The 24,279-nt window shown below is 60.5% G+C and carries 22 protein-coding genes; 10 read left to right on the plus strand and 12 right to left on the minus strand.

Annotated elements, in window-relative coordinates:
* Positions 1-6 precede the first annotated feature (6 nt).
* Positions 7-1,284, plus strand: coding sequence for an acetyl-CoA C-acetyltransferase (locus Q7C33_RS28225; RefSeq protein ID WP_030138046.1), 1,278 nt, complete (start codon positions 7-9; stop codon positions 1,282-1,284).
* Here Q7C33_RS28225 and Q7C33_RS28230 read toward each other — a convergent pair.
* Positions 1,271-2,299, minus strand: coding sequence for a bile acid:sodium symporter family protein (locus Q7C33_RS28230; protein ID WP_198797877.1), 1,029 nt, complete (start codon positions 2,297-2,299; stop codon positions 1,271-1,273). The genes Q7C33_RS28225 and Q7C33_RS28230 overlap by 14 nt on opposite strands.
* 79 nt (positions 2,300-2,378) lie before the next feature.
* Here Q7C33_RS28230 and Q7C33_RS28235 point away from each other — a divergent pair, with 79 nt between their 5' ends.
* Both Q7C33_RS28235 and Q7C33_RS28240 read left to right on the plus strand, forming a co-directional pair.
* Positions 2,379-3,170 carry an AraC family transcriptional regulator gene (locus Q7C33_RS28235; protein WP_407684553.1) on the plus strand — a complete coding sequence of 264 codons (792 nt, stop codon included), beginning with the start codon at positions 2,379-2,381 and terminating at the stop codon, positions 3,168-3,170.
* 209 nt (positions 3,171-3,379) lie between these two features.
* Positions 3,380-4,273, plus strand: a complete 894-nt coding sequence (locus tag Q7C33_RS28240) for a PA4780 family RIO1-like protein kinase (protein ID WP_030138049.1) — start codon at positions 3,380-3,382, stop codon at positions 4,271-4,273.
* Positions 4,274-4,557: 284 nt separating this feature from the next.
* Here Q7C33_RS28240 and cueR read toward each other — a convergent pair whose 3' ends face one another.
* From cueR to Q7C33_RS28255, 3 genes are all read right to left on the minus strand, one after another.
* Positions 4,558-4,959, minus strand: a complete 402-nt coding sequence (gene cueR / locus Q7C33_RS28245; protein WP_407684554.1) for a Cu(I)-responsive transcriptional regulator — start codon at positions 4,957-4,959, stop codon at positions 4,558-4,560.
* On the minus strand, positions 4,956-7,349 hold the full coding sequence (locus Q7C33_RS28250; protein WP_407684555.1) for a heavy metal translocating P-type ATPase: 2,394 nt from the start codon (positions 7,347-7,349) through the stop codon (positions 4,956-4,958). The genes cueR and Q7C33_RS28250 overlap by 4 nt, the downstream gene beginning before the upstream one ends.
* 192 nt (positions 7,350-7,541) lie before the next feature.
* Positions 7,542-7,925 (minus strand): hypothetical protein, encoded by a 384-nt coding sequence (locus tag Q7C33_RS28255; RefSeq protein WP_030138052.1) that lies wholly within the window; start codon positions 7,923-7,925, stop codon positions 7,542-7,544.
* 147 nt (positions 7,926-8,072) lie between these two features.
* Here Q7C33_RS28255 and Q7C33_RS28260 point away from each other — a divergent pair, with 147 nt between their 5' ends.
* Both Q7C33_RS28260 and Q7C33_RS28265 read left to right on the plus strand, forming a co-directional pair.
* Positions 8,073-8,270 carry a heavy-metal-associated domain-containing protein gene (locus Q7C33_RS28260; protein WP_030138053.1) on the plus strand — a complete coding sequence of 66 codons (198 nt, stop codon included), beginning with the start codon at positions 8,073-8,075 and terminating at the stop codon, positions 8,268-8,270.
* A gap of 94 nt (positions 8,271-8,364) precedes the next feature.
* Positions 8,365-9,567: a multidrug effflux MFS transporter gene (locus Q7C33_RS28265; RefSeq protein ID WP_407684556.1), complete on the plus strand. Its 1,203-nt coding sequence runs from the start codon at positions 8,365-8,367 to the stop codon at positions 9,565-9,567.
* A gap of 1 nt (position 9,568) precedes the next feature.
* Here the strand turns inward: Q7C33_RS28265 and Q7C33_RS28270 are convergent, their stop codons facing one another.
* Both Q7C33_RS28270 and Q7C33_RS28275 read right to left on the minus strand, forming a co-directional pair.
* On the minus strand, positions 9,569-9,739 hold the full coding sequence (locus Q7C33_RS28270) for a hypothetical protein (RefSeq protein WP_181287283.1): 171 nt from the start codon (positions 9,737-9,739) through the stop codon (positions 9,569-9,571).
* Positions 9,740-9,895: 156 nt separating this feature from the next.
* Positions 9,896-10,909 (minus strand): zinc-binding alcohol dehydrogenase family protein, encoded by a 1,014-nt coding sequence (locus Q7C33_RS28275; protein WP_030138055.1) that lies wholly within the window; start codon positions 10,907-10,909, stop codon positions 9,896-9,898.
* A 398-nt stretch (positions 10,910-11,307) separates the two neighbouring features.
* On the opposite strand from Q7C33_RS28275, the gene Q7C33_RS28280 reads away from it, so the two are divergent.
* Positions 11,308-12,042 carry an ArsR/SmtB family transcription factor gene (locus tag Q7C33_RS28280; RefSeq protein ID WP_198797882.1) on the plus strand — a complete coding sequence of 245 codons (735 nt, stop codon included), beginning with the start codon at positions 11,308-11,310 and terminating at the stop codon, positions 12,040-12,042.
* Between the two features lie 86 nt (positions 12,043-12,128).
* Positions 12,129-13,511 (plus strand): MFS transporter, encoded by a 1,383-nt coding sequence (locus Q7C33_RS28285; protein ID WP_198797883.1) that lies wholly within the window; start codon positions 12,129-12,131, stop codon positions 13,509-13,511.
* Positions 13,512-13,629: 118 nt separating this feature from the next.
* On the opposite strand, the gene Q7C33_RS28290 is transcribed toward Q7C33_RS28285, so the two are convergent.
* Positions 13,630-14,583 carry an adenosine deaminase gene (locus tag Q7C33_RS28290; RefSeq protein ID WP_030138058.1) on the minus strand — a complete coding sequence of 318 codons (954 nt, stop codon included), beginning with the start codon at positions 14,581-14,583 and terminating at the stop codon, positions 13,630-13,632.
* A gap of 199 nt (positions 14,584-14,782) precedes the next feature.
* Between Q7C33_RS28290 and Q7C33_RS28295 the strand changes: the two genes are divergently transcribed.
* Complete coding sequence (locus Q7C33_RS28295; RefSeq protein ID WP_334598830.1) at positions 14,783-15,874, plus strand: calcium:proton antiporter; 1,092 nt, start codon at positions 14,783-14,785, stop codon at positions 15,872-15,874.
* Between the two features lie 115 nt (positions 15,875-15,989).
* On the opposite strand, the gene Q7C33_RS28300 is transcribed toward Q7C33_RS28295, so the two are convergent.
* The 5 genes from Q7C33_RS28300 to Q7C33_RS28320 form a co-directional block, all read right to left on the minus strand.
* On the minus strand, positions 15,990-17,348 hold the full coding sequence (locus Q7C33_RS28300) for an 8-oxoguanine deaminase (RefSeq protein ID WP_407684557.1): 1,359 nt from the start codon (positions 17,346-17,348) through the stop codon (positions 15,990-15,992).
* A gap of 210 nt (positions 17,349-17,558) precedes the next feature.
* Positions 17,559-18,245 (minus strand): SDR family oxidoreductase, encoded by a 687-nt coding sequence (locus tag Q7C33_RS28305; RefSeq protein WP_198797885.1) that lies wholly within the window; start codon positions 18,243-18,245, stop codon positions 17,559-17,561.
* Positions 18,246-18,674: 429 nt separating this feature from the next.
* Positions 18,675-19,265, minus strand: coding sequence for an IMPACT family protein (locus Q7C33_RS28310; protein WP_198797886.1), 591 nt, complete (start codon positions 19,263-19,265; stop codon positions 18,675-18,677).
* Between the two features lie 6 nt (positions 19,266-19,271).
* Positions 19,272-19,922 (minus strand): TetR/AcrR family transcriptional regulator, encoded by a 651-nt coding sequence (locus Q7C33_RS28315; RefSeq protein ID WP_030138063.1) that lies wholly within the window; start codon positions 19,920-19,922, stop codon positions 19,272-19,274.
* A 104-nt stretch (positions 19,923-20,026) separates the two neighbouring features.
* Positions 20,027-20,947: a LysR family transcriptional regulator gene (locus tag Q7C33_RS28320; RefSeq protein WP_030138064.1), complete on the minus strand. Its 921-nt coding sequence runs from the start codon at positions 20,945-20,947 to the stop codon at positions 20,027-20,029.
* A gap of 122 nt (positions 20,948-21,069) precedes the next feature.
* On the opposite strand from Q7C33_RS28320, the gene Q7C33_RS28325 reads away from it, so the two are divergent.
* On the plus strand, positions 21,070-22,419 hold the full coding sequence (locus tag Q7C33_RS28325; RefSeq protein WP_407684558.1) for an aspartate aminotransferase family protein: 1,350 nt from the start codon (positions 21,070-21,072) through the stop codon (positions 22,417-22,419).
* Between the two features lie 61 nt (positions 22,420-22,480).
* Complete coding sequence (locus Q7C33_RS28330) at positions 22,481-23,974, plus strand: CoA-acylating methylmalonate-semialdehyde dehydrogenase (RefSeq protein WP_323154812.1); 1,494 nt, start codon at positions 22,481-22,483, stop codon at positions 23,972-23,974.
* The last annotated feature ends 305 nt before the right edge of the window (positions 23,975-24,279 follow it).

Raw genomic sequence — 24,279 nt, forward strand, 5'->3', positions numbered from 1 at the left:
TTCTTCATGGCACAGCTACGCCGCGTTGCGATCATCGGTGGTAACCGCATTCCTTTCGCCCGCTCCAACGGGCCTTATGCCACCGCCAGCAACCAGGCGATGCTGACGGCCGCGCTTGAAGGATTGATCGAGCGCTACAACCTGCACGGTGCACACATCGGCGAAATGGCCGCTGGTGCGGTGCTCAAGTTTTCCCGGGACATGAACCTGACGCGTGAATGCGTGCTGGGCTCGCGCTTGTCGCCAAGCACGCCGGCGTATGACGTACAACAGGCCTGCGGCACGGGTTTGGAAACCGTGCTGCTGGTGGCCAATAAAATCGCCCTGGGGCAAATCGACAGCGCCATCGCCGGCGGCGTCGACACCACCTCCGACGCGCCTATCGCGGTCAACGAAGGGCTGCGCAAGATCCTGCTGCAAGCCAATCGGGCCAGGACCACCGGCGATAAGATCAAGACGTTCCTGCAATTGCGCCCTCGGCACCTGATCCCCGATCTGCCGCGCATCAACGAACCGCGCACGGGCCTGAACATGGGCCAACACTGTGAATTGATGGCGCAGACCTGGCAGATTCCCAGGGAAGAACAGGATCAATTGGCCTTGGAAAGTCATCAGAAAATGGCCGCTTCCTACGCCGAGGGCTGGCATAACGATTTGATGACGCCGTTTCTCGGCCTGACCCGCGATAACAATCTGCGTCCGGACCTGACCCTGGAAAAGCTCGCCTCCCTAAAGCCAGCCTTCGAGAAAAGCGCCAAGGGGACGATGACCGCAGGCAACTCCACGCCGCTGACCGATGGCGCGTCGCTGGTGCTGTTAGGCAGTGAAGAATGGGCCAAGGCTCGCGGGCTGCCGATCCTGGCTTACCTGCGTGACGGTGAAACCGCAGCGGTGGATTTCGTCAACGGTGCCGAAGGTCTGCTGATGGCGCCGGTCTACGCCGTGCCGCGGTTGTTGGCGCGCAACGGCCTGACATTGCAGGACTTCGATTATTACGAGATCCACGAAGCGTTCGCCGCCCAAGTGTTGTGCACGTTGAAGGCGTGGGAGGACCCCGACTACTGCAAGACTCGCCTGGGCCTTGATGCGCCGCTGGGCGCCATCGACCGCAGCCGGTTGAATGTGAAGGGCAGTTCGCTGGCCGCCGGGCATCCATTTGCCGCCACCGGCGGGCGCATTGTCGCCAACCTGGCCAAATTGCTGGATGCGGCGGGGAAGGGCCGGGGGCTGGTTTCCATTTGCGCGGCCGCCGGCCAGGGCGTCACCGTCATTATCGAGCGCTGACGATTGCCTCGTTTTGTCGAGCAACCTGGGCGCGCTGGCGGCTGACGTAGCGTTCGGCAAGGATCGAACAGACGATCAGTTGCAGTGGGTGGTAGATCATGATCGGTAGCAGGATCAGCCCGAGCCCGGGATTGTTGCCGAAAATCAACGCCGCCATCGGCACCCCCGCAGCCAGGGATTTCTTGCTTGCGCAGAACACCGCGGCAATTTCATCGGCGTTGCTGAACCGCAACGCACGAGCGGTGCGGGTGGTCATCCAGAGAATGATCGCCAGTAACACCGCGCTGCCGAGCACGGCGCTGAACAATACGCCATTGCCTTGTTGCTGCCAGATCCCCGAGACCATGGAGTTGCAGAACGCCGCATAGACCAGCAGCAGGATGACCAGTTTGTCGATGACGCTGGTGTAGCGCTTGTACCGGGCGAAAAAGCCGGCCAGCCAGCGCCGCAGAAACTGCCCGAGCACCAGTGGCAGCAGCAACATCAGGCACAGGTCGAGCAGTGTCGAGCCCAGGTCGATGCCGCCGGCGCCGCTGCCCACCACGAAACTGACCAGCAGCGGTGTCAGGAAAATCCCTAGCACACTGGACAAGCTGGCGTTGAGAATCGCTGCCGGCACGTTGCCGCCCGCGCTGCCGGTCAGGGCTACCGATGAAGAAATGGTCGAAGGCAGGGCGCACAGGTAAAAGAACCCCAGCATCAACAACGACGGTACGTGGCTGCCCAGCAACCATTCGCTGATCAGCCAGATCAACGGAAACACCCCAAAGGTAAAACCTTGCACCATCAGGTGCAGCCGCGTGTTCCTCAAGCCATGGCGGATCTGTTCGCCGGACAGGTTGACGCCATGGAGGAAAAACACCACGAAGATGCCGATGTTCACGACCCATTCCGCATGCATTGCGCCACCCGTGGCGCCGAAGCGGGGGAAGAAATACGCCAGCAGCGTGGCGAGCAACATGCCGCACAGGAACCAGTCGGTCACCATGCGTTTGAGGTGTCTGAAAATCTGCATAGGGCACCGCAAGTTGTAAGAAAAGTCGACTTAGCCTAACGTCGCTCAACACAGTCGTCTTGCGATATAAGGCCAATCAATGCCGACTAACGGACACCTGCAGCTCGAGCGACGCATTCCCGACCTGACGGAACTGCCCCGGCCACTCTATGCCCGGGTCGAAAGCTTGAGCGCGGGTTCGTGGACCCAGGCTCATCGCCACGATTGGGTGCAATTCTCCTACGCCATCAGCGGTGTGCTGGGCGTCCACACCGCCGAGGGCAGTTTCTTTGCGCCGCCGCAACGGGGCATCTGGATTCCTGCCGATCTTGAGCATCAGGTCGTGACGTCTACCCGCGCGGAAATGCGCAGTCTTTACGTGCATCGCCAGGCTTGCCAGTGGGCCGAGGCGCGTTGTCGGGTGCTGGAAGTGACCCCGCTGGCGCGAGAGTTGATCAAGGTCTTCTGCCAATTTCCCGCCACCTATCCACAGGGTGATTCCGAGGAGGCGCGCCTGGTCCAGGTACTGCTGGATCAACTGGCAGCGCTGCCGGAGGTGGGTTTTTCCCTTCCGCTGCCCCGACACGCACGCTTGCTTGCGCTGTGCAACGAGTTGATCGCACAGCCCGAAGACAACGTGACGCTACACGCCTGGGCTGCCCGCTTGGGCACTTCGGAGAAAACCGTGATGCGTCTGTTCCAGCGGGAAACCGGCCTGAGTTTTCGCGCCTGGCGCCAGCGTATGCGGCTGCTGTCTTCCCTGGGGTCACTGGAAAAGGGCGACAGTGTGACCAGCGCGGCGTTGTCCTGTGGCTATGATTCGACGTCCGCCTTTATCGCGGCATTCAAGGGCCTGTTCGGTTTCACCCCGGGCGAGTTGTTCAAGCACTGACCGGGGGCCTGCTCGCTTCGCCAAGGCCTGCCGGTTCTACGAGCAGCGTCACATCCAGTCTCGGTTATGATTTGGCTCCACTGAGCTGATCCGGCACATTGTGTGCATTCAGGGTTCATAGGTCGGACCCCCTCCCCGTGAAGGGTGGATTGCCGTATAACGACCTGTCATTCGCGTGTTTGGTAATAAAGGACCCAGAATAAAAGCTGATGAAGACTCCAAAACGCATTGAACCCCTGATCGAAGACGGTCTGGTCGACGAGGTGCTGCGCCCACTCATGAGTGGTAAAGAAGCAGCTGTTTATGTGGTGCGCTGCGGCAACGAGCTGCGTTGCGCCAAGGTCTACAAGGAGGCGAACAAGCGAAGTTTTCGCCAGGCGGCCGAATACCAGGAAGGCCGCAAGGTCCGGAACAGCCGCCAGGCCCGCGCGATGGCGAAAGGCTCGAAGTTCGGGCGCAAGGAAACCGAAGACGCCTGGCAGAACGCTGAAGTCGCTGCGCTGTTTCGGCTGGCTGGCGCTGGTGTTCGAGTGCCCAAGCCGTACGACTTCCTGGAAGGCGTGCTGCTGATGGAGCTGGTGGCCGACGAATACGGCGATGCCGCGCCGCGCCTGAACGATGTGGTTCTGGAGCCGGATCAGGCTCGTGAGTACCACGCCTATCTGATTTCACAGATCGTCTTGATGCTGTGTACCGGTCTGGTGCATGGCGACCTGTCGGAGTTCAATGTCCTGCTCACACCGACGGGCCCGGTCATCATCGATTTGCCGCAAGCGGTGGACGCTGCCGGTAACAACCACGCCTTCAGCATGCTGGAGCGGGATGTTGGCAACATGGCGTCCTACTTCGGTCGGTTTGCGCCGGAGCTGAAACGCACCCGTTACGCCAAGGAGATGTGGGCGTTGTATGAAGCCGGCACCTTGCACCCAGGCAGTCTGTTGACCGGTGAGTTCGACGAGCCGGAAGAACTGGCGGATGTTGGCGGGATCATGCGCGAGATCGAGGCTGCGCGGCTGGACGAAGAACGACGCCAAGCTGTACGCGCCGCCGACGATGCGCCGCCAGGCAAGACCGAGGAGCCGCCTCCGCCTTGGATGCAATGATCGGGTGACCAGAAACCCGGCCCAGGCCGCAATGCTGTTCACTTAAGGCAATCGACAAACCCGTGGCGAGGGAGCTTGCTCCCGCTGGGCCGCGAAGCGGCCCCAAAATCTGCCAATTGCGGCGTATCAGACACACCGCACCCGTCGGTTTACGACTGCTTCGCAGCCGAGCGGGAGCAAGCTCCCTCGCCACAGGGTCATCATTTTTCCTAAGTGAACGGCATTAGGCCCAGGCCGGGTTTTTCACGCCCAGAATCAACCCTGTGGGAGGCCCCCATAGTGCATCAACTCTTACAGCACCCTGACGCCAACTCCTTGAGAATCGGGCAGTCGGGACGATGATCGCCCTGGCAATGTTCCACCAGGTCCTGGAGGGTATCGCGCAGTTCCGCCAGCTCGCGGATTTTCTGGTTCAGCTCGTCGATATGTTGCCGAGCGAGCGCCTTGACGTCGGCGCTGGCGCGTTCGCGGTCCTGCCAGAGCGTCAGCAATTTACTGACCTCTTCCAGTGAAAACCCCAGGTCGCGGGAGCGCTTGATGAAGGCCAGTGTGTGCAGATCGTCCGTGCCGTAGATCCGGTAGCCGCTGTCGGTGCGATGGGCTGCCCTGAGCAGACCGATGGATTCGTAATACCGGATCATCTTCGCGCTAAGGCCGCTCTGGCGGGCCGCTTGGCCGATGTTCATCGCTTGTCCTCCAAGTGCTTGGGTGTCCAGAACTTCAACAATAATGCATTGCTCACCACGCTGACGCTGGACAGCGCCATCGCTGCACCGGCCAGTACCGGATTGAGCCAGCCGAAGGCTGCCAGCGGGATGCCGATCAGGTTGTAGACGAAGGCCCAGAACAGATTCTGGCGGATCTTGGCGTAGGTCTTGCGGCTGATGTCCAATGCCGCTGGAACCAGGCGCGGATCACCGCGCATCAGGGTGATGCCGGCGGCGTGCATTGCCACGTCCGTGCCGCCGCCCATGGCAATGCCGATGTCGGCGGCGGCCAGCGCGGGGGCGTCATTGATGCCGTCGCCGACCATGGCCACCACCGCGTTCTTTTTCAATGCTTGAACAATGGCGGCCTTATCAGCCGGCAACACTTGCGCGTGGACATTGGCGATCCCCAGCGCTTGCGCGACCACCTGGGCACTGCCGCGGTTGTCCCCGGTGAGCAAGTGGCTTGTGATATCGCGTTGATTCAACGCTTGCACGGCGGCGCTGGCGCCGGGCTTCAGGGTATCGCCGAAGGCGAACAGGCCCAGGACCCGTGGGGCGGCACCTTGTTCGATCAGCCAGGAAAGGGTTCGACCTTCGGCTTCCCAGGCTTGGGCCGATTCCCCCAGCGAACCGGAAGTCAGGCCCAGCTCCTCCAGCAGGCGTTGATTGCCCAAGGCCAGGCGACGTCCGTCGAGGCTGCCGGCAATGCCGCGCCCGGTGAGAGACTGGCTTTCGCTGATGTCCGGTACGGTCAAGCCACGCTCGCTGCAGGCGTCCAGCACCGCTTTGGCCAAGGGATGCTCGCTGCCGCGTTGCAAGGCGCCGGCCAGGCTCAGCAGGGTGTCTTCGTTTCCATCAAGGGCGGCCAGGTGAGCGATGCGCGGCGTGCCGGACGTCAGGGTCCCGGTCTTGTCAAAGACCACCGTGCTGACTTCATGAGCGCGTTCCAGCGCCTCGGCATCCTTGATCAGAATTCCATGGCGGGCGGCCACGCCGGTACCGGCCATGATCGCCGTCGGTGTCGCCAGGCCCAGGGCACATGGGCAGGCAATCACCAGCACGGCGACGGCATTGATCAGCGCGGTTTCCAGCGGTGCCCCGTACAGCCACCAGCCGATCAACGTGGCGAGGGCCAGGATCAATACGACCGGCACGAACACTTGGCTGATTTTATCCACCAGTTTCTGGATAGGTGCCTTGGCTGCCTGGGCGTCTTCCACGAGCCGGATGATGCGCGCCAGGACCGTCTCGGCGCCCAGGGCCTGGGTGCGCACCAGCAAGCGGCCCTCACCGTTGATCGCGCCGCCGGTGATTTTATCGCCGGGCTGCTTGGGCACGGGCAGGCTTTCGCCGCTGATAAGCGCCTCGTCGGCATGGCTCTGGCCTTCGATCACCTCACCGTCCACCGGGAAACGTTCGCCGGGCTTGACCAACACCAGGTCATCCAAGCGCAGGGCGCTGATGGCCACGTCCCGTTCTTCGCCGTCAATCACTTGGGTTGCCCGCTCCGGCCGCAAGGCTTCGAGGGCGCGAATGGCGCTGGCGGTCTGTCGTTTGGCGCGGCTTTCCAGGTATTTGCCGAGCAATACCAGGGCGATCACTACGGCTGAGGCTTCGAAATACAAATGTGGCATGCTGCCGGGCTGGGCAATCGCCCATTCATAGAGGCTCAGCCCGTAACCGGCGCTGGTCCCCAGGGCGACCAGCAGGTCCATGTTCCCGGCTCCGGCGCGTACCGCTTTGAAAGCTGCGATGTAAAAACGCGCCCCGAAAATGAATTGCACTGGCGTCGCCAAGGTGAATTGCACCCAGGCCGGCAGCATCCAGTGGACGCCGAACGGCTGTAACAGCATCGGCAACACCAACGGGACGGACAGCAGGATCGCCATCAGCAAGGCCAGGCGTTCGCGGCGCAGGTGATCGGTTTGGTTTTTTTGAGGCGTCTCGGCCTGCCACACGCTGGCGTCGTAACCGGCGCGCTTGACCGCATCGATGAGCGTTTGCGGATCAACCTGGCCGAGCAGTTCGAGGTGCGCCCGCTCGTTGGCGAGGTTGACGCTGACCCGGTTCACTCCGACGACTTTACCCAACGCTCGTTCGATGCGCCCGACGCAGGACGCGCACGTCATGCCTTCGATGCTCAATTCCAGGGTGTGGACAGGGACGCTGTAGCCGGCCTGTTCGACGGCTCGCATCAGCGCCGGCAAGCTGTCCGCCGGGGCCTGGATTCGCGCCTGCTCGGTCGCCAGGTTGACACTGACGGCACTGGCGCCGGCGACTTTGCTCAAGGCTCGCTCGACCCGCCCGGCACAGCTGGCGCAGGTCATGCCGGAGATCGGCAGATCGAAGGTAGTGGATTCGGACATGGGTCACGCTCCCTGTAGTGGATGACCACAGGATCAACCTTGCCATGTTGGCAAGGTCAAGCGCCATCGAGAAATCAGAAACAATCATGTGGGAGCGAGCTTGCTCGCGATAGCGGTGTACCCGTCAACAAATCTGTCGCCTGATCTATTGCTATCGCGAGCAAGCTCGCTCCCACAGGGGCAATCAGAAAATCAGTAACCGAGCCCGGCCTGCTTGAGATACATGCCTTGTTCATTCATGGCGATGCGGTATTTCAGAATGTCGCCGGCCTTGAGCGTAATCTCCTGCGACCCGGGGGCGAGCATGCCTGGGTTACAACCCGGCGCCTGGCCTGGCAACAACTTGAGTCGCAAGGAGAACCGACCCGGCGGCAGATTGAAAGACGTGCTGGCCTCCTGGAACAGCCGGGCGGTGAGTTGGTCCTGGATATAGATGCCGATTTCGCAGGACGTCGCCACTTCCAGGCGCTCGCGGGAAATGATCAGCACGCCGTAATCTTCTCCGGCAGCCGATGCCTGGGGGGCCATTGCTGAAAGACCGAGCATGCAAAACAGGCTGAACGCTGACCAGCGCATGGCTGAACCTCCGGTGTGAGATCTTCAATAAGTGCAGCTTGGCCGAGCTCGGCGCCGATTGCCAGCCCGGCAGTTTTTGGCAAAACTTGACCTTGCCATGATGGCAAGCTTGAGACTGTGGGCAACCCAATCCCAAGGAGTCATTTCATGCAGATTTTCAAGGTTCAAGGGATGTCTTGCGGACATTGCGTCAAAGCCATCACCCAGGCGCTCCACGCCAAAGATTCGAAAGCGGAGGTAGAAATCGATCTCGGCAGCAAGACCGTCAAGGTCGAAAGTGCGGTGCCGGCCGATACCCTGATCGAGGCTATCAGGGAAGAGGGGTACGAGGTCAGTCCTGCCTGAAGTTTTTAATCGTTAGCGACCTATCGGAATGTTCAAGCGCGCGCAGCCCGGCTAGACTGTCGGGCTGCCGACTGACGCTTGAACTGGACGCCCGATGAACCTTCGTACCATTCTGATTCTTGGCGCCTTGAGCGCTTTCGGTCCCTTGGCGATCGATTTCTATTTGCCCGCCTTCCCGACAATGGCCACGGCCTTCGGCACCGACGAAAAACATATCCAGTTGACCTTGGCGGCCTATTTTCTAGGGCTGTCCCTCGGACAATTGGCCTACGGGCCGGTGGCGGATCGCTTCGGACGGCGCATCCCGCTGCTGACGGGGGTCGGCTTGTTTACCGTGGCGTCCCTGGCCTGCGCCTATGCGCCGAGCCTCGAATGGCTGATCGGCGCCCGCTTCGTCCAGGCCCTGGGCGGTTGTGCCGGAATGGTGATCTCCCGGGCGGTGGTCAGCGACAAATGCGACGCAGTGGGTTCGGCCAAGGTGTTCTCGCAATTGATGTTGGTGATGGGGCTCGCGCCAATCCTCGCACCGATGCTGGGCGGCTTGCTGGTGAACCTGTACGGATGGCAGTCGATATTCGTGGGCCTGACGTTATTCAGCGCGCTGGCGGCGACCGCGGTTGCCTTGTGGTTGCCTGAAAGCCTGCCTGACCACGTGCCCCGCCAACCGTTATCCGGCGCGTTGCGCCAATACGGGCGTCTTCTGACAGACTCGGTCTTCCTCGGTCATGCCCTGACGGGAGGCATCGCGATCGCCGGGATGTTCGCCTACATCGCGGGTTCACCGTTCGTCTTCATCAAGCTCTACGGCGTCCCCGCCGAGCATTTCGGCTGGCTGTTCGGCACGAACGCGGCGGGCTTCATATTGGTAGCGCAGGTCAATGCCCGGTTGCTGTCCAAACGCGGCCCGGCATTCCTGCTGGCTCGTGCGGTATGGGTGTATTGGCTTGCCGGGCTCGGTCTGTTGGCGGTCAGCGCCTTGCAGCCGGAGCGCTTGTGGCCGTTGTTGATTCCGTTGTTCATCTGCATCGCCAGCCTGGGTTGCATCATTCCCAATGCCTCGGCCTGCGCCATGAACGGGCAGGGCGCCCGGGCGGGGAGTGCTTCGGCCATGTTGGGTTGCCTGCAGTTTTCCGTCGCCGCGGGGGCCGCCGCGCTGGTGGCGGCATTGCATGACGGCACGGCGGTGCCGATGGCAATCGTCATCAGCCTGTGTGGGTTATTGGTGGTGAGCGCCGCGATGCTGACCCGCCGTCTGCAAAACGCCCGGGCGCTTGCTCAGGCGGGTCGGCAGGAATGATTCATCCAGCCGCGCGCTGCTGATATTCGGGGAAATGATGCGGTGCGTGAATACGCGCTTGCAGGGTGGTGGCGAAAGCCTGGGCTTCGGCCTCGGTGCGAAAAGTCACGACGTGCTGGTCAAGGCGCACTTGCCATTGCGATTTTGCCACTTCTTTTATCAGGATCTTCATTGCTGACCTCCTCACGTAAAAGACTGCGTTGCAAAGGCCTCGAGTGTAGACCGGAATGCAAGCGCAATTGTGACAACGGTCAATTGTCGGACTGACGGTGCAGCTTTTTTGTGACGAGGGAGCAAATCCCTCGCCACGGTCGACAAGCCAGGTTGATCAGAACCCTTCGAGCACGATCTTGCCCTTGGCCTTTCCACTTTCAAGCAAGGCGTGAGCCCGGCGCAGGTTGGTGGCATTGATGGTGCCGAAGTGCTCGCCAACCGTTGTCTTCAGCGTGCCTGCGTCGATCAGTTCGGCCACTCGATTGAGCAATTTGTGCTGTTCAAGCATGTCAGCCGTCTCGAACAGGGAACGGGTGTACATGAACTCCCAATGCAAAGACAGGCTCTTGCGCTTGAGCTTGGTCACGTCCAGCGACTGCGGATCATCGATCAGCGCCAGTTTGCCTTGCGGCGCCAGGGCCTCGACCAGTTGATCCAGATGCTGGTCGGTCTGGGTCAGGCTGGCCACATGGGTCACTTGGGGCTGTCCCGCTTTTTTGAGGGCCTCGCTCAGTGGCTGACTGTGGTCAATCACCAGGTCGGCACCGAGGCCGCGCACCCATTCCTGCGTCTGCGGCCGGGAGGCGGTGCCAATGACTTTCAAGCCGGTGAGCTGGCTGGCCAGTTGCGTCAGGATCGAACCCACGCCACCGGCGGCGCCGACGATCAGGAGGCTCTGGTCCTGGTTGCTATGGCCTTGCTTGACTTGCAGGCGATCGAAGAGCAATTCCCAAGCGGTGATGGCGGTCAACGGCAGCGCGGCCGCTTCGGCGAAACCGAGGGTCTTTGGCATGTGGCCCACGATGCGCTCATCCACCACATGCAATTCGCTGTTGCCGCCTGCCCGGGCGATCGAGCCTGCGTAGAACACCTTGTCACCCGCCTTGAACAAGGTGACTTCGCTGCCAACCGCCGTGACCACACCGGCCACGTCCCAGCCCAGCACCTTGGCGGCCCCGCCTTCGGGTTGTACGTTCTGGCGGACCTTGGTGTCGACGGGGTTGACGGAAATGGCTTTGACTTCCACCAGCAAATCCCGGGGGCCGGCGATGGGGGCGGGCAGGTCGATGTCCTGCAGCGATGTTGGATCGGTGATGGACAACGATTGGTAATACGCGATGGCTTTCATGGGGCGGCTCCGTGATTGAATTCGATGGCGCTCATGTTTAGCGATTAATGGCCTTGATAAAAGCGCCTGGAACAACAGGCTCTTTCAATGATTTTTTGATAATCAAGGCTGCTGTTTTCACTCAAGGAATGGTGCCGGGCAATAGTCGCTGGCAAATAGAGATTTTTCCCTCAGGAACTATCGCCTCCAAAGGTTTCCGGAGGACAGGAAACCGTGCGCCGCACGCTTATACTAGCGGCCGCACGTATCGGTGCGGTTTCAACGGTCTTGGATCCTGCCGACTGCGCTGATACATGGCTGCGGCACAAGCGGGCATGCCGTTCGTTCGGGCAGTACTTGAGGTCCGGAGTCACTATGCCCCAGAGCGGTAGACGAATGATTCAACAGGGAGTGAATACATGGAACATGCACCTTGCATCAGCCAGATCGCCACGCTGCTGGCTGACCCCAAGCGCAGCGCAATGATGTGGGCATTAATGGACGGTACGGCCCGACAGGCTGATGAGTTGGCATTGCTGGCCGGATTGTCGCCATCCTCGGCCAATGCCCATCTGGGGCGGCTGTGCTCCGGTGGGCTGTTGAAGGTCGAGACCCGGGGCCGCAAACGGTTTTTCCGCCTGGCGGCCCCCGAGATCGGTGCTGCCGTCGAGGCCTTGGCGAGCGCAACCCTGGCAAGTACACCGCGTCAGGTTCCAGAGGTTCTCAAACGCGGTCTCATGCCGACCAAAGCGCCGACGGCCCCCGCCTCGCTGATGCGGGCAAGGCTTTGCGATGACCATCTGGGTGGCCTGTTGGCGGCGGACTTGTATCAGCGACTGTTGGATTCCGGTTGGCTCGAGCAATGCGAGCAGCGCGTGATCGTTACCCACAAGGGCTCCAATGAGTTCGCCGGGCGCGGCTTGTTCATCCAGGCGCTGGCCCATCGCAACGCTCGCATCGCGTGCGCCTGCCCCGACTGGAGTGAGCGTCGCCCGCACTTGGGGGGAGCCTTGGGGGCCGGATTGCTGCAACTTTTCATGCAGTCGGGCTGGCTGAGCTTGCCTAATGATTCCAGGGCTTTGCAGGTGACGGCTCTAGGTCAGCAGGAAATTCATCGTTTCGCCAGGCAGGAAGACTTGGAAATGGCGCTCTAGAGCTAAGACAGGTCGCAATCAGCAATCGTCGCCAGCGTGGTTCGCGCACACTCGGTCCGGGGATCTATCGGATTGGGGGAAGGCAAATGGACACTCACGTCTACAGTGCGGCAGAGCGCCTGGAGCGGCTGCCCATCAGCGGCTATCACCGGCTCATTTTCATCATCATTGCCCTGGCGTTTTTCTTTGACTCCATGGACCTGGCCATGATGACGTTCCTGCTGGGCTCGATCAAAACCGAGTTCGGCTTGAGCACCGCCCAGGCCGGGTTGCTGGCCAGTTCCAGTTTCTTCGGCATGGTGCTGGGGGCGTCGCTGTCAGGCATGCTGGCCGATCGTTTCGGCCGCAAGCCGGTGTTCCAGTGGAGCATCGTGTTGTGGGGACTTGCCAGTTATCTCTGCTCCACCGCCCAGGACATCGAAGCACTGATACTGTTTCGCATACTGCTGGGCATCGGCATGGGCATGGAGTTCCCGATTGCCCAATCCATGCTTTCGGAGCTGATCCCGGCAAAGCGTCGCGGGCGCTACATTGCCTTGATGGACGGCTTCTGGCCCTTGGGTTTCGTGGCCGCGGGTGTGCTGTCTTACTTCTTGCTCCCGGTGATCGGCTGGCGTGACATCTTCCTGGTGCTGGCCGTGCCGGCCGTCTTCGTCCTGGTGATTCGCTTTTTCATTCCAGAGTCGCCGCGTTGGCTTGAACAGGCCGGTCGAGGCGATGAAGCGGATGCCGTGCTCCAACGGATCGAAGAGAAGGTCCGGGCCTCGCTGGGGCGTCGAGATCTGCCCGAGCCCGTACGCCTGCCGAGGCTGGCGACCCAACCGGGCAATTTCTTTTCCGCCCTGGCGCAGATCTGGTCTCCTCTATATCGCCAACGCACGGTGATGATCTGGAGCGTCTGGTTCTTTGCGTTGCTTGGGTTCTATGGCTTGACGTCCTGGCTCAGTGCATTGCTGCAGCAATCCGGGTTCGCGGTGACGCAGTCGGTCTACTACACCGTGCTGATTTCCCTGGGCGGGATTCCCGGTTTCCTGATGGCGGCCTGGCTGGTGGAGCGCTGGGGGCGCAAGCCGGTATGCGTCATCACTTTGCTCGGCGGGGGAGGCATGGCGTTTCTGTATGGCCAGAGCGCGGTATTTGGCGGCAACGTTGGCCTGCTGGTCGGCACCGGGCTACTGATGCAGTTTTTCCTGTTCGGCATGTGGGCAGTGCTCTACACCTATACGCCGGAGTTGTATCCCACCTCGGCGCGGGCCACGGGATCGGGCTTTGCCTCGGCGGTCGGTCGCATCGGTTCGCTGTTGGGGCCTCTGGTCACCGGGCTGGTTTTTCCCATCACCGGCCAGGGTGGCGTGTTCGCCCTGGGCGCCTTGTGCTTTGCCGTGGCGGCGGGCGTGGTCTGGCTGTTTGGAATGGAGACGCGGGGCAAGACGCTGGAGGAGTTGAGCGAAGGCGCAGTCGCTGATTGAACACGATCCCTTGTGGGAGCGAGCTTGCTCGCGATAGCGGTCTGACATTCACCATTGATGTCGACTGGTAGACCACCATCGCGAGCAAGCTCGCTCCCACACGGGGGTAACACCGGGCTTAAGGTTTTACCAGCCGCGCATCCAGGCTGTTTTGCGCGAGCCGCTTGGCCTGGTCCTGGGTCATGCCCAGATGCGTGTGTAGCGCGTGGAAGTTCTCGGTGACGTAGCCGCCGAAATAAGCAGGATCATCGGAGTTCACCGTGACCTTCACGCCGCGTTCCAGCATGTCGAGGATGTTGTGCTGCGACATGTCGTCGAACACGCACAGCTTGGTGTTGGACAGCGGGCACACCGTCAGCGGGATCTGCTCGTCAATGATCCGTTGCATCAATCGCTCATCCTCGATGGCGCGCACGCCGTGGTCGATGCGTTGGATCTTCAGCAGGTCGAGGGCTTCCCAGATGTACTCGGGCGGGCCTTCCTCGCCCGCGTGGGCGACGGTCAGGAAGCCTTCGTTGCGAGCGCGGTCGAACACGCGCTGGAACTTGCTCGGTGGGTGGCCCATTTCGGAACTGTCCAGGCCGACGGCGACGAATGCGTCGCGGAACGGCAGCGCCTGGTCGAGGGTTTTTTCGGCTTGTTCTTCGCTCAGGTGACGCAGGAAACTCAGGATCAGGCCGCTGGTGATGCCCAGTTGCTGCTCACCGTCCTTGAGCGCGGCGGCGATGCCGTTGAGCACCACTTCGAATGGAATCCCGCGATCGGTGTGGGTCTGCGGATCGAAGAACGGCTCGGTGTGGATGACGTTCTGCGCCTTGCAGCGCAGCAAGTAAGCCCAGGTCAGGTCATAAAAATCCTGGGAAGTGCGCAGCACATCGGCACCCTGGTAATACAGGTCGAGAAATTCCTGCAGATTGTTGAAGGCGTAGGCCTGGCGCAGGGTGTCCACGTCATTCCACGGCAGGGCGATCTTGTTGCGTTCAGCCAGGGCGAACAGCAGTTCGGGCTCCAGCGAACCTTCCAGGTGCAGATGCAGTTCGGCCTTGGGCAAGGCGTTCAGCCAGTCGTACATGTTCTTTTCTCATCAGCGAATCGATGGCGGCATTCTACAGGGGCGGGCGCCGATGTCTGAGTAAAACCTGACCGGCTAATCCACTACCGCCTCGTCCCGGCAATCATCCTCAGACAACGGCTACGCCACATTCGGACGAAACGTTCCCGGTCCGTCACAGTCTAGTAGCTCATGACCCGTCCATGGTTATAGGCTCGCGATGCTCTCGTTGATCAAGCAAGAAAAACTGCTATTGCTGGCGCTGCTCGCTGCATTTGCCGCCTACCCACTTGAGCATTGGCTGCTGGGCAGCGGGCAGGTCGTTGCGCTGATGGGCGGGTTGGTGCTGATTGGTTTTATCGTCTCGGCCTCCATGCGTGTGGCCCATCACGCGGAATTGCTCGCGGAAAAAGTGGGCGATCCCTACGGCACCATGATCCTGACTTTGTCGGCGGTGCTGGTGGAAGTCGTGATCCTGGCGATCATGATGAGCAACGAGGCGTCGCCGACCCTGGTACGTGACACGATTTATTCGGCGGTCATGCTCGACATCAACGGTATTCTCGGGCTCGCGGCGCTGATGGGCGGGCTCAAGCATGGCGAGCAGGTTTACAACGACGATTCGGCGCGGACCTACAGTGTGATGATCCTCACGGCCATGGGGGTGTCGATGGTGGTGCCGGAGTTCATTCCCCGGGAAAGCTGGAAAACCTACTCGGCGTTTACCATCGGCGCGATGATGGTGCTGTACGCTTTGTTCCTGCGCATGCAGGTGGGCCCCCACAGTTATTTCTTCAGCTACAGCTACCCGGAAAAGCGCCGCAGGAAAGAGCCGGTGGAAACCGAGCCAAAACCCATCAGCCTGGCCTTTTCAATCGGTGCGCTGGTATTTGGTGTGATCGTGATCGGTGCGCTCGCCGAGATCATGTCCAAGGCCATCGACTTGGGGCTGGAGGGTTCCGGCGCGCCGCCGGTCGTCACGGCGATCCTGGTGGCCGCCATCTCCGCTGCGCCGGAAATTCTCACTGCGCTGCGGGCAGCCCTGGCCAACCGCATGCAGTCGGTGGTCAACATCGCACTGGGTGCGTCGCTGTCCACGGTGATTCTGACCGTGCCGGTGATGGAAGCGATGGCGCTTTACACCGGCCAGCCATTCCAGATGGCAATGACGCCAGTCCAGACGGTGATGATCTTCATCACGTTGATCGTCAGCGCCATCAACCTCAACGATGGCGAAACCAACGCCATCGAGGGCATGACCCACTTCGTGTTGTTTTCGACGTTTGTGACGTTGTCGTTGCTGGGTCTTTAATTTTTCATAGTCTTTGTGGGAGCGAGCTTGCTCGCGATAGCGCCGGGTCAGTCAACATCGATGTTGAATGTTAGGCCGATATCGCGAGCAAGCTCGCTCCCACATGGTGGTTTGATCAGGAGGCTGCTATCAACTCCCGCGCCGCCTGGCTGTGATCGGCGATCAACCCTTTCAGGTCAAGGCCTTCGACCTGTCCGTCAATCACTCGCCACTCACCGGCGATCATCACCCGATCCGCCCGATCAGCGCCGCACAGCAGCAGGGCGGAGATCGGGTCATGGCTGCCGGAGAAGCGCAACTCATCAAGCTTGAACAGCGCCAGGTCGGCCTGTTTGCCCACCGCCAGTTCACCGATGTCGCTGCGTCCCAGCAGTTGCGCCGACCCTCGGGTTGCCCAGCCCAGCACCCGTTCCGGGGTGATCGCTTGGGCGCCGTAGCGCAGGCGTTGGATGTAGAGCGCCTGGCGGGTTTCGAGAATCATGTTCGAAGCGTCGTTGGACGCCGAGCCGTCCACGCCCAGGCCAAGCGGTGCGCCGGCGGCCGTCAATTCAAGCGTCGGGCAAATGCCCGAGGCCAGGCGCATGTTCGAACTCGGGCAGTGGCAGATGCCGGTACCGGCGGCGCCGAGGCGGCTGATTTCATCCGGGTTGAAGTGAATGCCGTGGGCCAACCAGGTGCGAGGGCCGAGCCAACCGACACTGTCCAGGTAGTCCACGGTGCGCAGGCCGAATCGTTGCAGGCAGAAATCTTCTTCATCGAGGGTTTCGGCGAGGTGTGTGTGCAGGCGCACATCGAGCTCTTCGGCGAGTTCGGCGCTGGCGCTCATGATTTCGGTCGTGACCGAAAACGGTGAACACGGCGCCAGGGCGATCTGGATTTGCGCGCCCGCACCGCGTTCGTGGTATCGAGCGATCAGCCGCTGGCTGTCATCGAGAATCACCTGCCCCTGCTGCACGGTCTGCTGCGGCGGCAAGCCTCCGTCGGCCTCGCCCAGGCTCATCGAGCCGCGGGTCAACATCGCGCGCATGCCCAGTTCGCGGACACTTTGCACCTGCACGTCGATGGCGTTTTCCAGCCCTTGCGGAAACAGGTAGTGGTGGTCGGCCGCCGTGGTGCAGCCCGACAGCAGCAGTTCGGCGAGTGCCACTTTGCTGGCCAGGGCGAGTTTTTCCGGTGTGAGTCGCGCCCATATCGGGTAAAGCGTCTTCAGCCATGGGAATAGCGGCTGGTTGACCACAGGCGCCCAGGCGCGGGTCAGGGTCTGATAGAAGTGATGATGGGTGTTGATCAGCCCAGGCAGGATGACGTGCTCGCGGGCATCGAAAATCTTGTCGCAGGGCCGGGCAGGTTGCTGGCCGGCTCCCAGCAGCTCGACGATCACGCCGTCCTGCAGCACGAGGCCACCACGGGCATCAAGCTCGTTGGCGGTAAAAATGGCGAGGGGGTTTTTCAACCAGGTACGGGTCGCAGGCATGATGGCCGGCTCCTCTGAAAATGGGTTCAGGTTAGCCAGCTCAGTGATGCCCTGTCTGCTGATCCAGGGGCGCCGTGGGAGGGCGCGGTTCGGAGTTTACTCAGGTTGCCGGACGCATTTCCAGTGCCCGCTGAGAATCCAGGTGTGGGAGCGAGCCTGCTCGCGAAAGCTCGCTTCCACAGGTATTGGTGTGCAGCACAGATCGGCGGGTTACCAGGGAATCGTCTCGCCTCTGTAATTGACGAAGTGATGTCCGCCCTTGCCGGCGAAGGCATTGACCTGATCGATCAGTCCGCGGGTGCTGGTCTCCACATCGATTTGCGCATCTTCCCCGCCCATATCGGTTTTCACCCAACCCGGATGCAGCGACAGTACGGTCAATGATTGCCCGTCCAGTTGGCTGACAAAACTGTTGGTCATCGAATTGAGCGCGGCTTTGCTTGCCTTATACAGCGCCAACTCCGGCGCGTCGGGCATGGTGACGCTGCCCAGCACGGAGCTCATGAAGGCCAGTACGCCGCTGCCTTCGCGGATTTGCCCGACGAAACGCTGAGCCAGGTTGATCGGGGCCACGGCATTGGTGAAAAACAATTGGCCGACCTCAGCCAGCGTTGCGCCGCCCGGGCTTTGGTTCGCGGGGCCCTTGACCCCTGCGTTGACGAAAAGCAGATCAAAGGTTTCGCCTTTGAGCTGCTGGCTCAAGGCGATGACGGCTTGCTGGTCGTCCATGTCGAGCTTCTCGACGTGTACCGGCCCCAGCGCTTTCAAGGACTCTGCACCCTGCGGGTTGCGCACGGTGGCGGTTACGTGCCAGCCATCACTCAGAAGCGTCTTCACCAAGCCAAGGCCCAGGCCCCGGGAGGCGCCGATGATCAATGCTTTTTTTACCGAATTCATGAGTGCTTCCTTGAGAAGAAAAAGTCACGGATTTAATGGACAGCGTTTCTTGAGCCGTTGTTTCAACGCGTGACGCCACGCGTCGGATTTGGCCGTGCTGCCCCGTAACGCCTGGTTAAAAAATGAACAAGCGGCTACGAGCCATGCTGCTCTTGGGGATGCTGGAGCCATGAACGGGTTATCCACAGGTTGCTCCACAGTAATTGTGCGCAAGCGTTATCGTCAGGCATAAGCCCTGTACGGCTGTCTCCTAAAGGTGATAAAGCGCCGCAACCGCTTGTTTTTGGTGTGGATTCGAACAATCTTGATTTCCCTGTACGAAAAATGAACAAACCTCTGGAAGCCGCATGACAGAAGGGTTACAGCGTGATGCGCCCAGGTTATCCACAAGCGGGTGCACAGCGCATGTGGGCAAGTCTGGGACGTACGTCATGGGGTTTCGCGCTCCAGGCGTATCTGCCCGCGGCTCAAGTCGGCCAGCCGCGCCTGCAATGTTTCGATGTGTTCTTCGCCTACCGCTAATTGAAGTTCCACACCATTGGCAGTGAAGCGCTCGGCATTCACCACGCCACCGCATTCGGCTGTGCGCAGTTTTACCAGGGCCAGCTCCGCGAACCCGCAAACACACTGCAGCGACACGCGGCTGATCAATTCAACTTTCTCAGCGTTTTGCAGGCATTTGTTTGCTCCGCCGCCGTAGGCCCGGGCCAACCCGCCGGTACCCAGTTGGATTCCGCCGTACCAGCGAATGACCAGCACCACGACCTGGTCGCAGGCCTGGGCCTGGATGGCTGCCAGGATCGGACGCCCGGCGGTGCCGCCAGGTTCGCCGTCGTCGCTGCTGCGATACTGCTCACCCAGTTTCCATGCCCAGCAATTGTGGGTGGCATCGTGGTCGCTGTGCTGCTCGATAAAGGCCAGGGCTTCGGCAGGGCTGGTGATGGGGGCGGCGAGGGTAATGAAACGGCTTTTGCGAATCTCTTCTCGGTATTCGCAAAAACCGACGAGGGTATAAGGCATGTAATCCTAGAGATCAGGTGTCAGGCCGCAGCCTTTGAGAATGATACGGATGAGGTTGTCGCCGGCGTCGATCATGTCTTGCTTGGTCAGCTTGCTGCGACCGGTCACGCGACAGATCTGGGTGGCGAAATCTGCGTAATGTTGAGTGCTGCCCCAGAGCAGGAAAATGAGGTGCACTGGATCGACCGGGTCCATTTTGCCCGCATCGATCCAGGCCTGGAAAACAGCCGCCCGGCCCTTGAACCAGGCGCGATAGTCCTGGTTGAAATACTCGCTCAGGCACTCGCCTCCGCTGATCACTTCCATGGCGAAGATCCGCGACGCCTGGGGTTGGCGGCGCGAGAACTCCATCTTGGCGCGAATATACCGGGTCAATGCCTCTGCCGGATCGTCTTCGGCGGTCAGGGAATTGAACGTGCTGTCCCATAGCTCGATGATATTGCTCAGCACCGCCACATAGAGCCCGAGCTTGTTGGTGAAGTAGTAATGCAAGTTCGCCTTGGGCAATCCGGCCTTCAGGGCGATGGTATTCATGCTGGTGCCCTTGAAACCGTGACGGGCGAACTCATCCTCGGCGGCCCTGAGGATGGTCTCTTCGTTCTGTTGACGAATGCGGCCGGTAGGCTTGCCACCATGGGCGGGAACTTCAAAGGTCATGGACATTTCCGGGCTGGGTCTGTGGGGGCGGGCAAATGCGTTCATAGCGCACCGGCGCGGATCCGACAAGTGTTGCGGCGATAAAAGCCATGCGAGGCGGAGAATCAGCGCGTTGCCGCCAGGCTTTCGAGAAAACTTTCCAGCACCAGATGAGGACGACGCCCCTTTCGCGTCACCGACGCCAGGCTCAGGTCGTAGAAACGCGCCAAGGGCTTGAGGGCTCGCAGCCGTCCTTGCTGGACCCAGAGATTGGCATAGTGGTCCGGCAGATAACCGATATAACGCCCGGTCAGGATCAAGAACGCCATGCCTTCGCGATCCGATGCGCTGGCGGTGCAGTTCAACGCCTGGTAATGGGCCTGGATGTCGGCCGGCAAACGGAACGTCGGCGCGATGGCGTCCTGGCTATTAAGGCGAGCGTCCTCGAGTTGCTGGTCATCCACATAAAACAGCGGGTGCCCCACGGCGCAATACAGCAACGAACGCTCACTGTAGAGCGGTTGGTACTCAAGCCCGGAAAGTACACTGGCCTGGGGAACCACACCGACATGCAGGCGACCATCCAGCACGCCTTGCTCGACTTCGTTGGGGGCGATCATGCGAATCTGGATCTGCACGTCCGGCCCGCGTTCTTTCAACTGGGCAAGGGCGTGGGTGATGCGCATGTGGGGCAGGGTGACGAGGTTGTCCGTCAGGCCTATGGTCAGTTCTCCGCGCAGATGCTGGTGAAGACCGTTGACTTCGGTGCGGAAACTTTCCAGCGCACTCAATAGTTGCAGGGCCGATTGATAGACCTCACGGCCTTCTTCGGTCAGTGAAAATCCCGCGCGGCCACGCTGGCACAAGCGCAGCCCAAGGCGTTGTTCCAGATCGTTCATCTGTTGGCTGATGGCCGAGCGACCGATGCCAAGCACCGTTTCGGCGGCGGAAAATCCACCGCATTCCACCACGCTGCGAAAGATCCGCAGCAAGCGAATATCGAAGTCGCTGACCTGGGCCAGCGGATCGGGACGGCGAATGCTCATAGTTTAGTGATCCGCTGACTGAAGGTTAGAAAAGCTGGATTTCACCGACTTTATCGCCGTGGCAACTTAGCCGCAAGAACGCTTCTGATTTCATACCGTTTATGTCTTGCGAGGTTTTGTCGATGAACATGCCCGAACACGCTGTCGGTTCCCTGGCCAGCCAGCTCAAGCTGGATGCCCACTGGATGCCTTACACAGCCAATCGCAATTTCCAGCGCGACCCCCGGCTGATCGTCGCGGCCGAAGGCAGTTGGCTGACGGATGACAAGGGGCGCAAGGTCTACGATTCGCTGTCGGGATTGTGGACATGCGGCGCCGGGCACACCCGCAAAGAGATCCAGGAGGCGGTCGCCAAGCAACTGGGCACCCTCGATTATTCGCCGGGATTCCAATATGGGCATCCACTGTCGTTCCAGTTGGCGGAAAAAATCACCAGCCTGACCCCGGGCAATCTCAACCATGTGTTCTTCACCGACTCCGGGTCCGAATGCGCCGATACCGCTGTGAAAATGGTTCGCGCTTACTGGCGCCTCAAGGGGCAGGCCACCAAGACCAAGATGATCGGACGGGCCCGCGGTTATCACGGCGTGAACATCGCCGGCACCAGCCTGGGCGGCGTCAGCGGTAACCGCAAATTGTTCGGCCAGGCCATGATGGACGTCGATCATTTGCCCCACACCCTGCTTGCCGGCAATGCGTTCTCCCGTGGCATGCCGAAGGAGGGGGGGATCGCCTTGGCCGATGAACTGTTGAAGCTGATCGAGTTGCACGACGCTTCGAATATCGCCGCGGTGTTTGTCGAACCTATGGCAGGGTCCGCCGGTGTCCTGGTGCCGCCAGAGGGATACCTCAAGCGCCTGCGGGAAATCTGCGATCAGCACAACATCCTGCTGGTGTTTGACGAAGTGATTACGGGTTTTGGTCGTACCGGCTCGATGTTTGGCGCCGACAGTTTTGGTGTAACGCCGGACCTGATGTGCATGGCCAAGCAAGTCACTAATGGCGCGATTCCCATGGGGGCTGTGATCGCCAGTTCCGAAATCTATCAGACCTTCATGAGCCAGCCGACGCCCGAATATGCCGTGGAATTTCCCCATGGCTATACGTATTCGGCGCATCCGGTGGCGTGCGCAGCAGGCTTGGCGGCCCTGGACCTGTTGCAGAAGGAAAACTTGGTACAGAGCGTGGCCGAGGTCGCGCCGCATTTTGAAAAAGCCTTGCATGGTTTGAAGGGCTCGAAAAACGTCATCGACATTCGCAACTTTGGCCTTGCGGGGGCGATCCAGATCGCACCGCGCGATGGCGACGCGATCGTTCGCCCATTCGAGGCGGGCATGGCACTGTGGAAGGCTGGCTTCTATGTGCGATTCGGTGGTGACACGCTGCAGTTCGGGCCAACGTTCAACAGCAAGCCCCAGGACCTTGATCGACTGTTCGATGCGGTTGGCGAAGTGCTGAACAAAGTCGACTGATTCCTCTTTATATAAGGACGCTCCTCCGGGGCGTCCGCTGTCCGATTCGTCTGGAGTCCCCATGAGTCTCATTCCGCATTTGATCAATGGCGAGTTGTTGAGCGACAACGCGCGCACCGCCGACGTGTTCAACCCATCCACCGGGCAGGCGATCCGTAAAGTACCGCTGGCGGATCGCGCAACCATTCAACACGCCATCGACGCTGCCAAGGCGGCTTTCCCGGCCTGGCGCAATACGCCGGCGGCGAAGCGCGCCCAGGTCATGTTTCGTTTCAAGCAGTTGCTGGAGCAGAACGAGTCGCGCATCGCGCAGTTGATCAGCGAAGAACATGGCAAGACTCTGGAAGATGCCGCCGGTGAGCTCAAGCGCGGTATTGAAAACGTCGAGTTTGCCTGTGCCGCGCCGGAAATCCTGAAGGGCGAATACAGTCGCAACGTAGGACCCAATATTGACGCTTGGTCAGACTTCCAGCCTTTGGGGGTTGTGGCGGGTATCACGCCGTTCAACTTCCCGGCGATGGTGCCGTTGTGGATGTACCCACTGGCTATCGTCTGTGGCAACTGCTTCATCCTCAAGCCTTCCGAGCGCGATCCGAGTTCGACACTGCTAATCGCCCAGCTGTTGCTGGAGGCCGGTTTGCCCAAGGGAGTTCTGAGCGTGGTCCACGGTGACAAGGCCGCGGTGGATGCATTGATCGAGGCACCGGAAGTGAAGGCGCTGAGTTTTGTCGGATCGACGCCGATTGCCGAATACATCTATGCCGAGGGTACTCGCCGCGGCAAGCGTGTGCAGGCATTGGGCGGGGCGAAGAACCATGCGGTGCTGATGCCTGATGCTGACCTGGACAATGCCGTCAGCGCGTTGATGGGTGCCGCGTACGGTTCGTGCGGCGAGCGTTGCATGGCGATTTCGGTGGCGGTGTGTGTCGGCGATCAGGTGGCGGATGCGCTGGTGGCCAAGCTGGTGCCGCAGATCAAGGCGCTGAAGATCGGCGCGGGGACTTCGTGTGGGCTGGACATGGGGCCGCTTGTTACTGGTCAGCATCGCGACAAGGTCAGTGGCTATATAGAAGAAGGCGTATCGGCGGGGGCCTCGCTGGTTGTCGACGGTCGCGGCTTGAGTGTGGCAGGGCATGAAGAGGGCTTCTTCCTCGGCGGTTGCCTCTTCGATCGCGTGACGCCCGAGATGCGTATCTATAAGGAAGAGATCTTCGGACCGGTGCTGTGTCTCGTCAGGGTCAATAGCCTCGAAGAGGCGATGCAACTGATCAACGATCACGAGTATGGCAACGGCACCTGTATCTTCACCCGTGACGGCGAAGCTGCGCGGCTGTTCTGTGATGAGATTGAAGTCGGCATGGTAGGCGTCAACGTACCGTTGCCGGTGCCTGTTGCTTATCACAGCTTTGGTGGTTGGAAGCGTTCGCTGTTTGGCGACCTGCATGCCTATGGCCCGGATGGCGTGCGCTTCTATACCCGTCGCAAGGCGATTACCCAGCGCTGGCCGCAGCGTGCCAGCCACGAGGCTTCACAATTCGCATTTCCCAGCCTGTAATTGATAAGTGAAGAAGCCGGCACCTTTGGGTGTCGGCTTCTGCGTTTAAGGGCTTTTTTGACTGATATGACAGAATTATGAAAATAACGGTTGACGGCAGATTCCAGGTGTCTATAATTCGCCCCACTTCCGGCGCAGTCGAAACGGAAAACTTCTTGAGTTTCAATGAGTTAAGTAAGTTTCGATAGGTCAGGCGCTTCAGTTCATCGAAGCGTTGAAGGAGTTGATAGAGTGGTGTTGTTTGGCTCTATTGGCGATTCGATCCTCTCGGTCGAAAGCGGTGAAAAAGAGGTGTTGACAGCAGC

This window comes from Pseudomonas sp. BP11-1-1, assembly GCF_052112105.1.
GTDB lineage: Bacteria > Pseudomonadota > Gammaproteobacteria > Pseudomonadales > Pseudomonadaceae > Aquipseudomonas > Aquipseudomonas alvandae.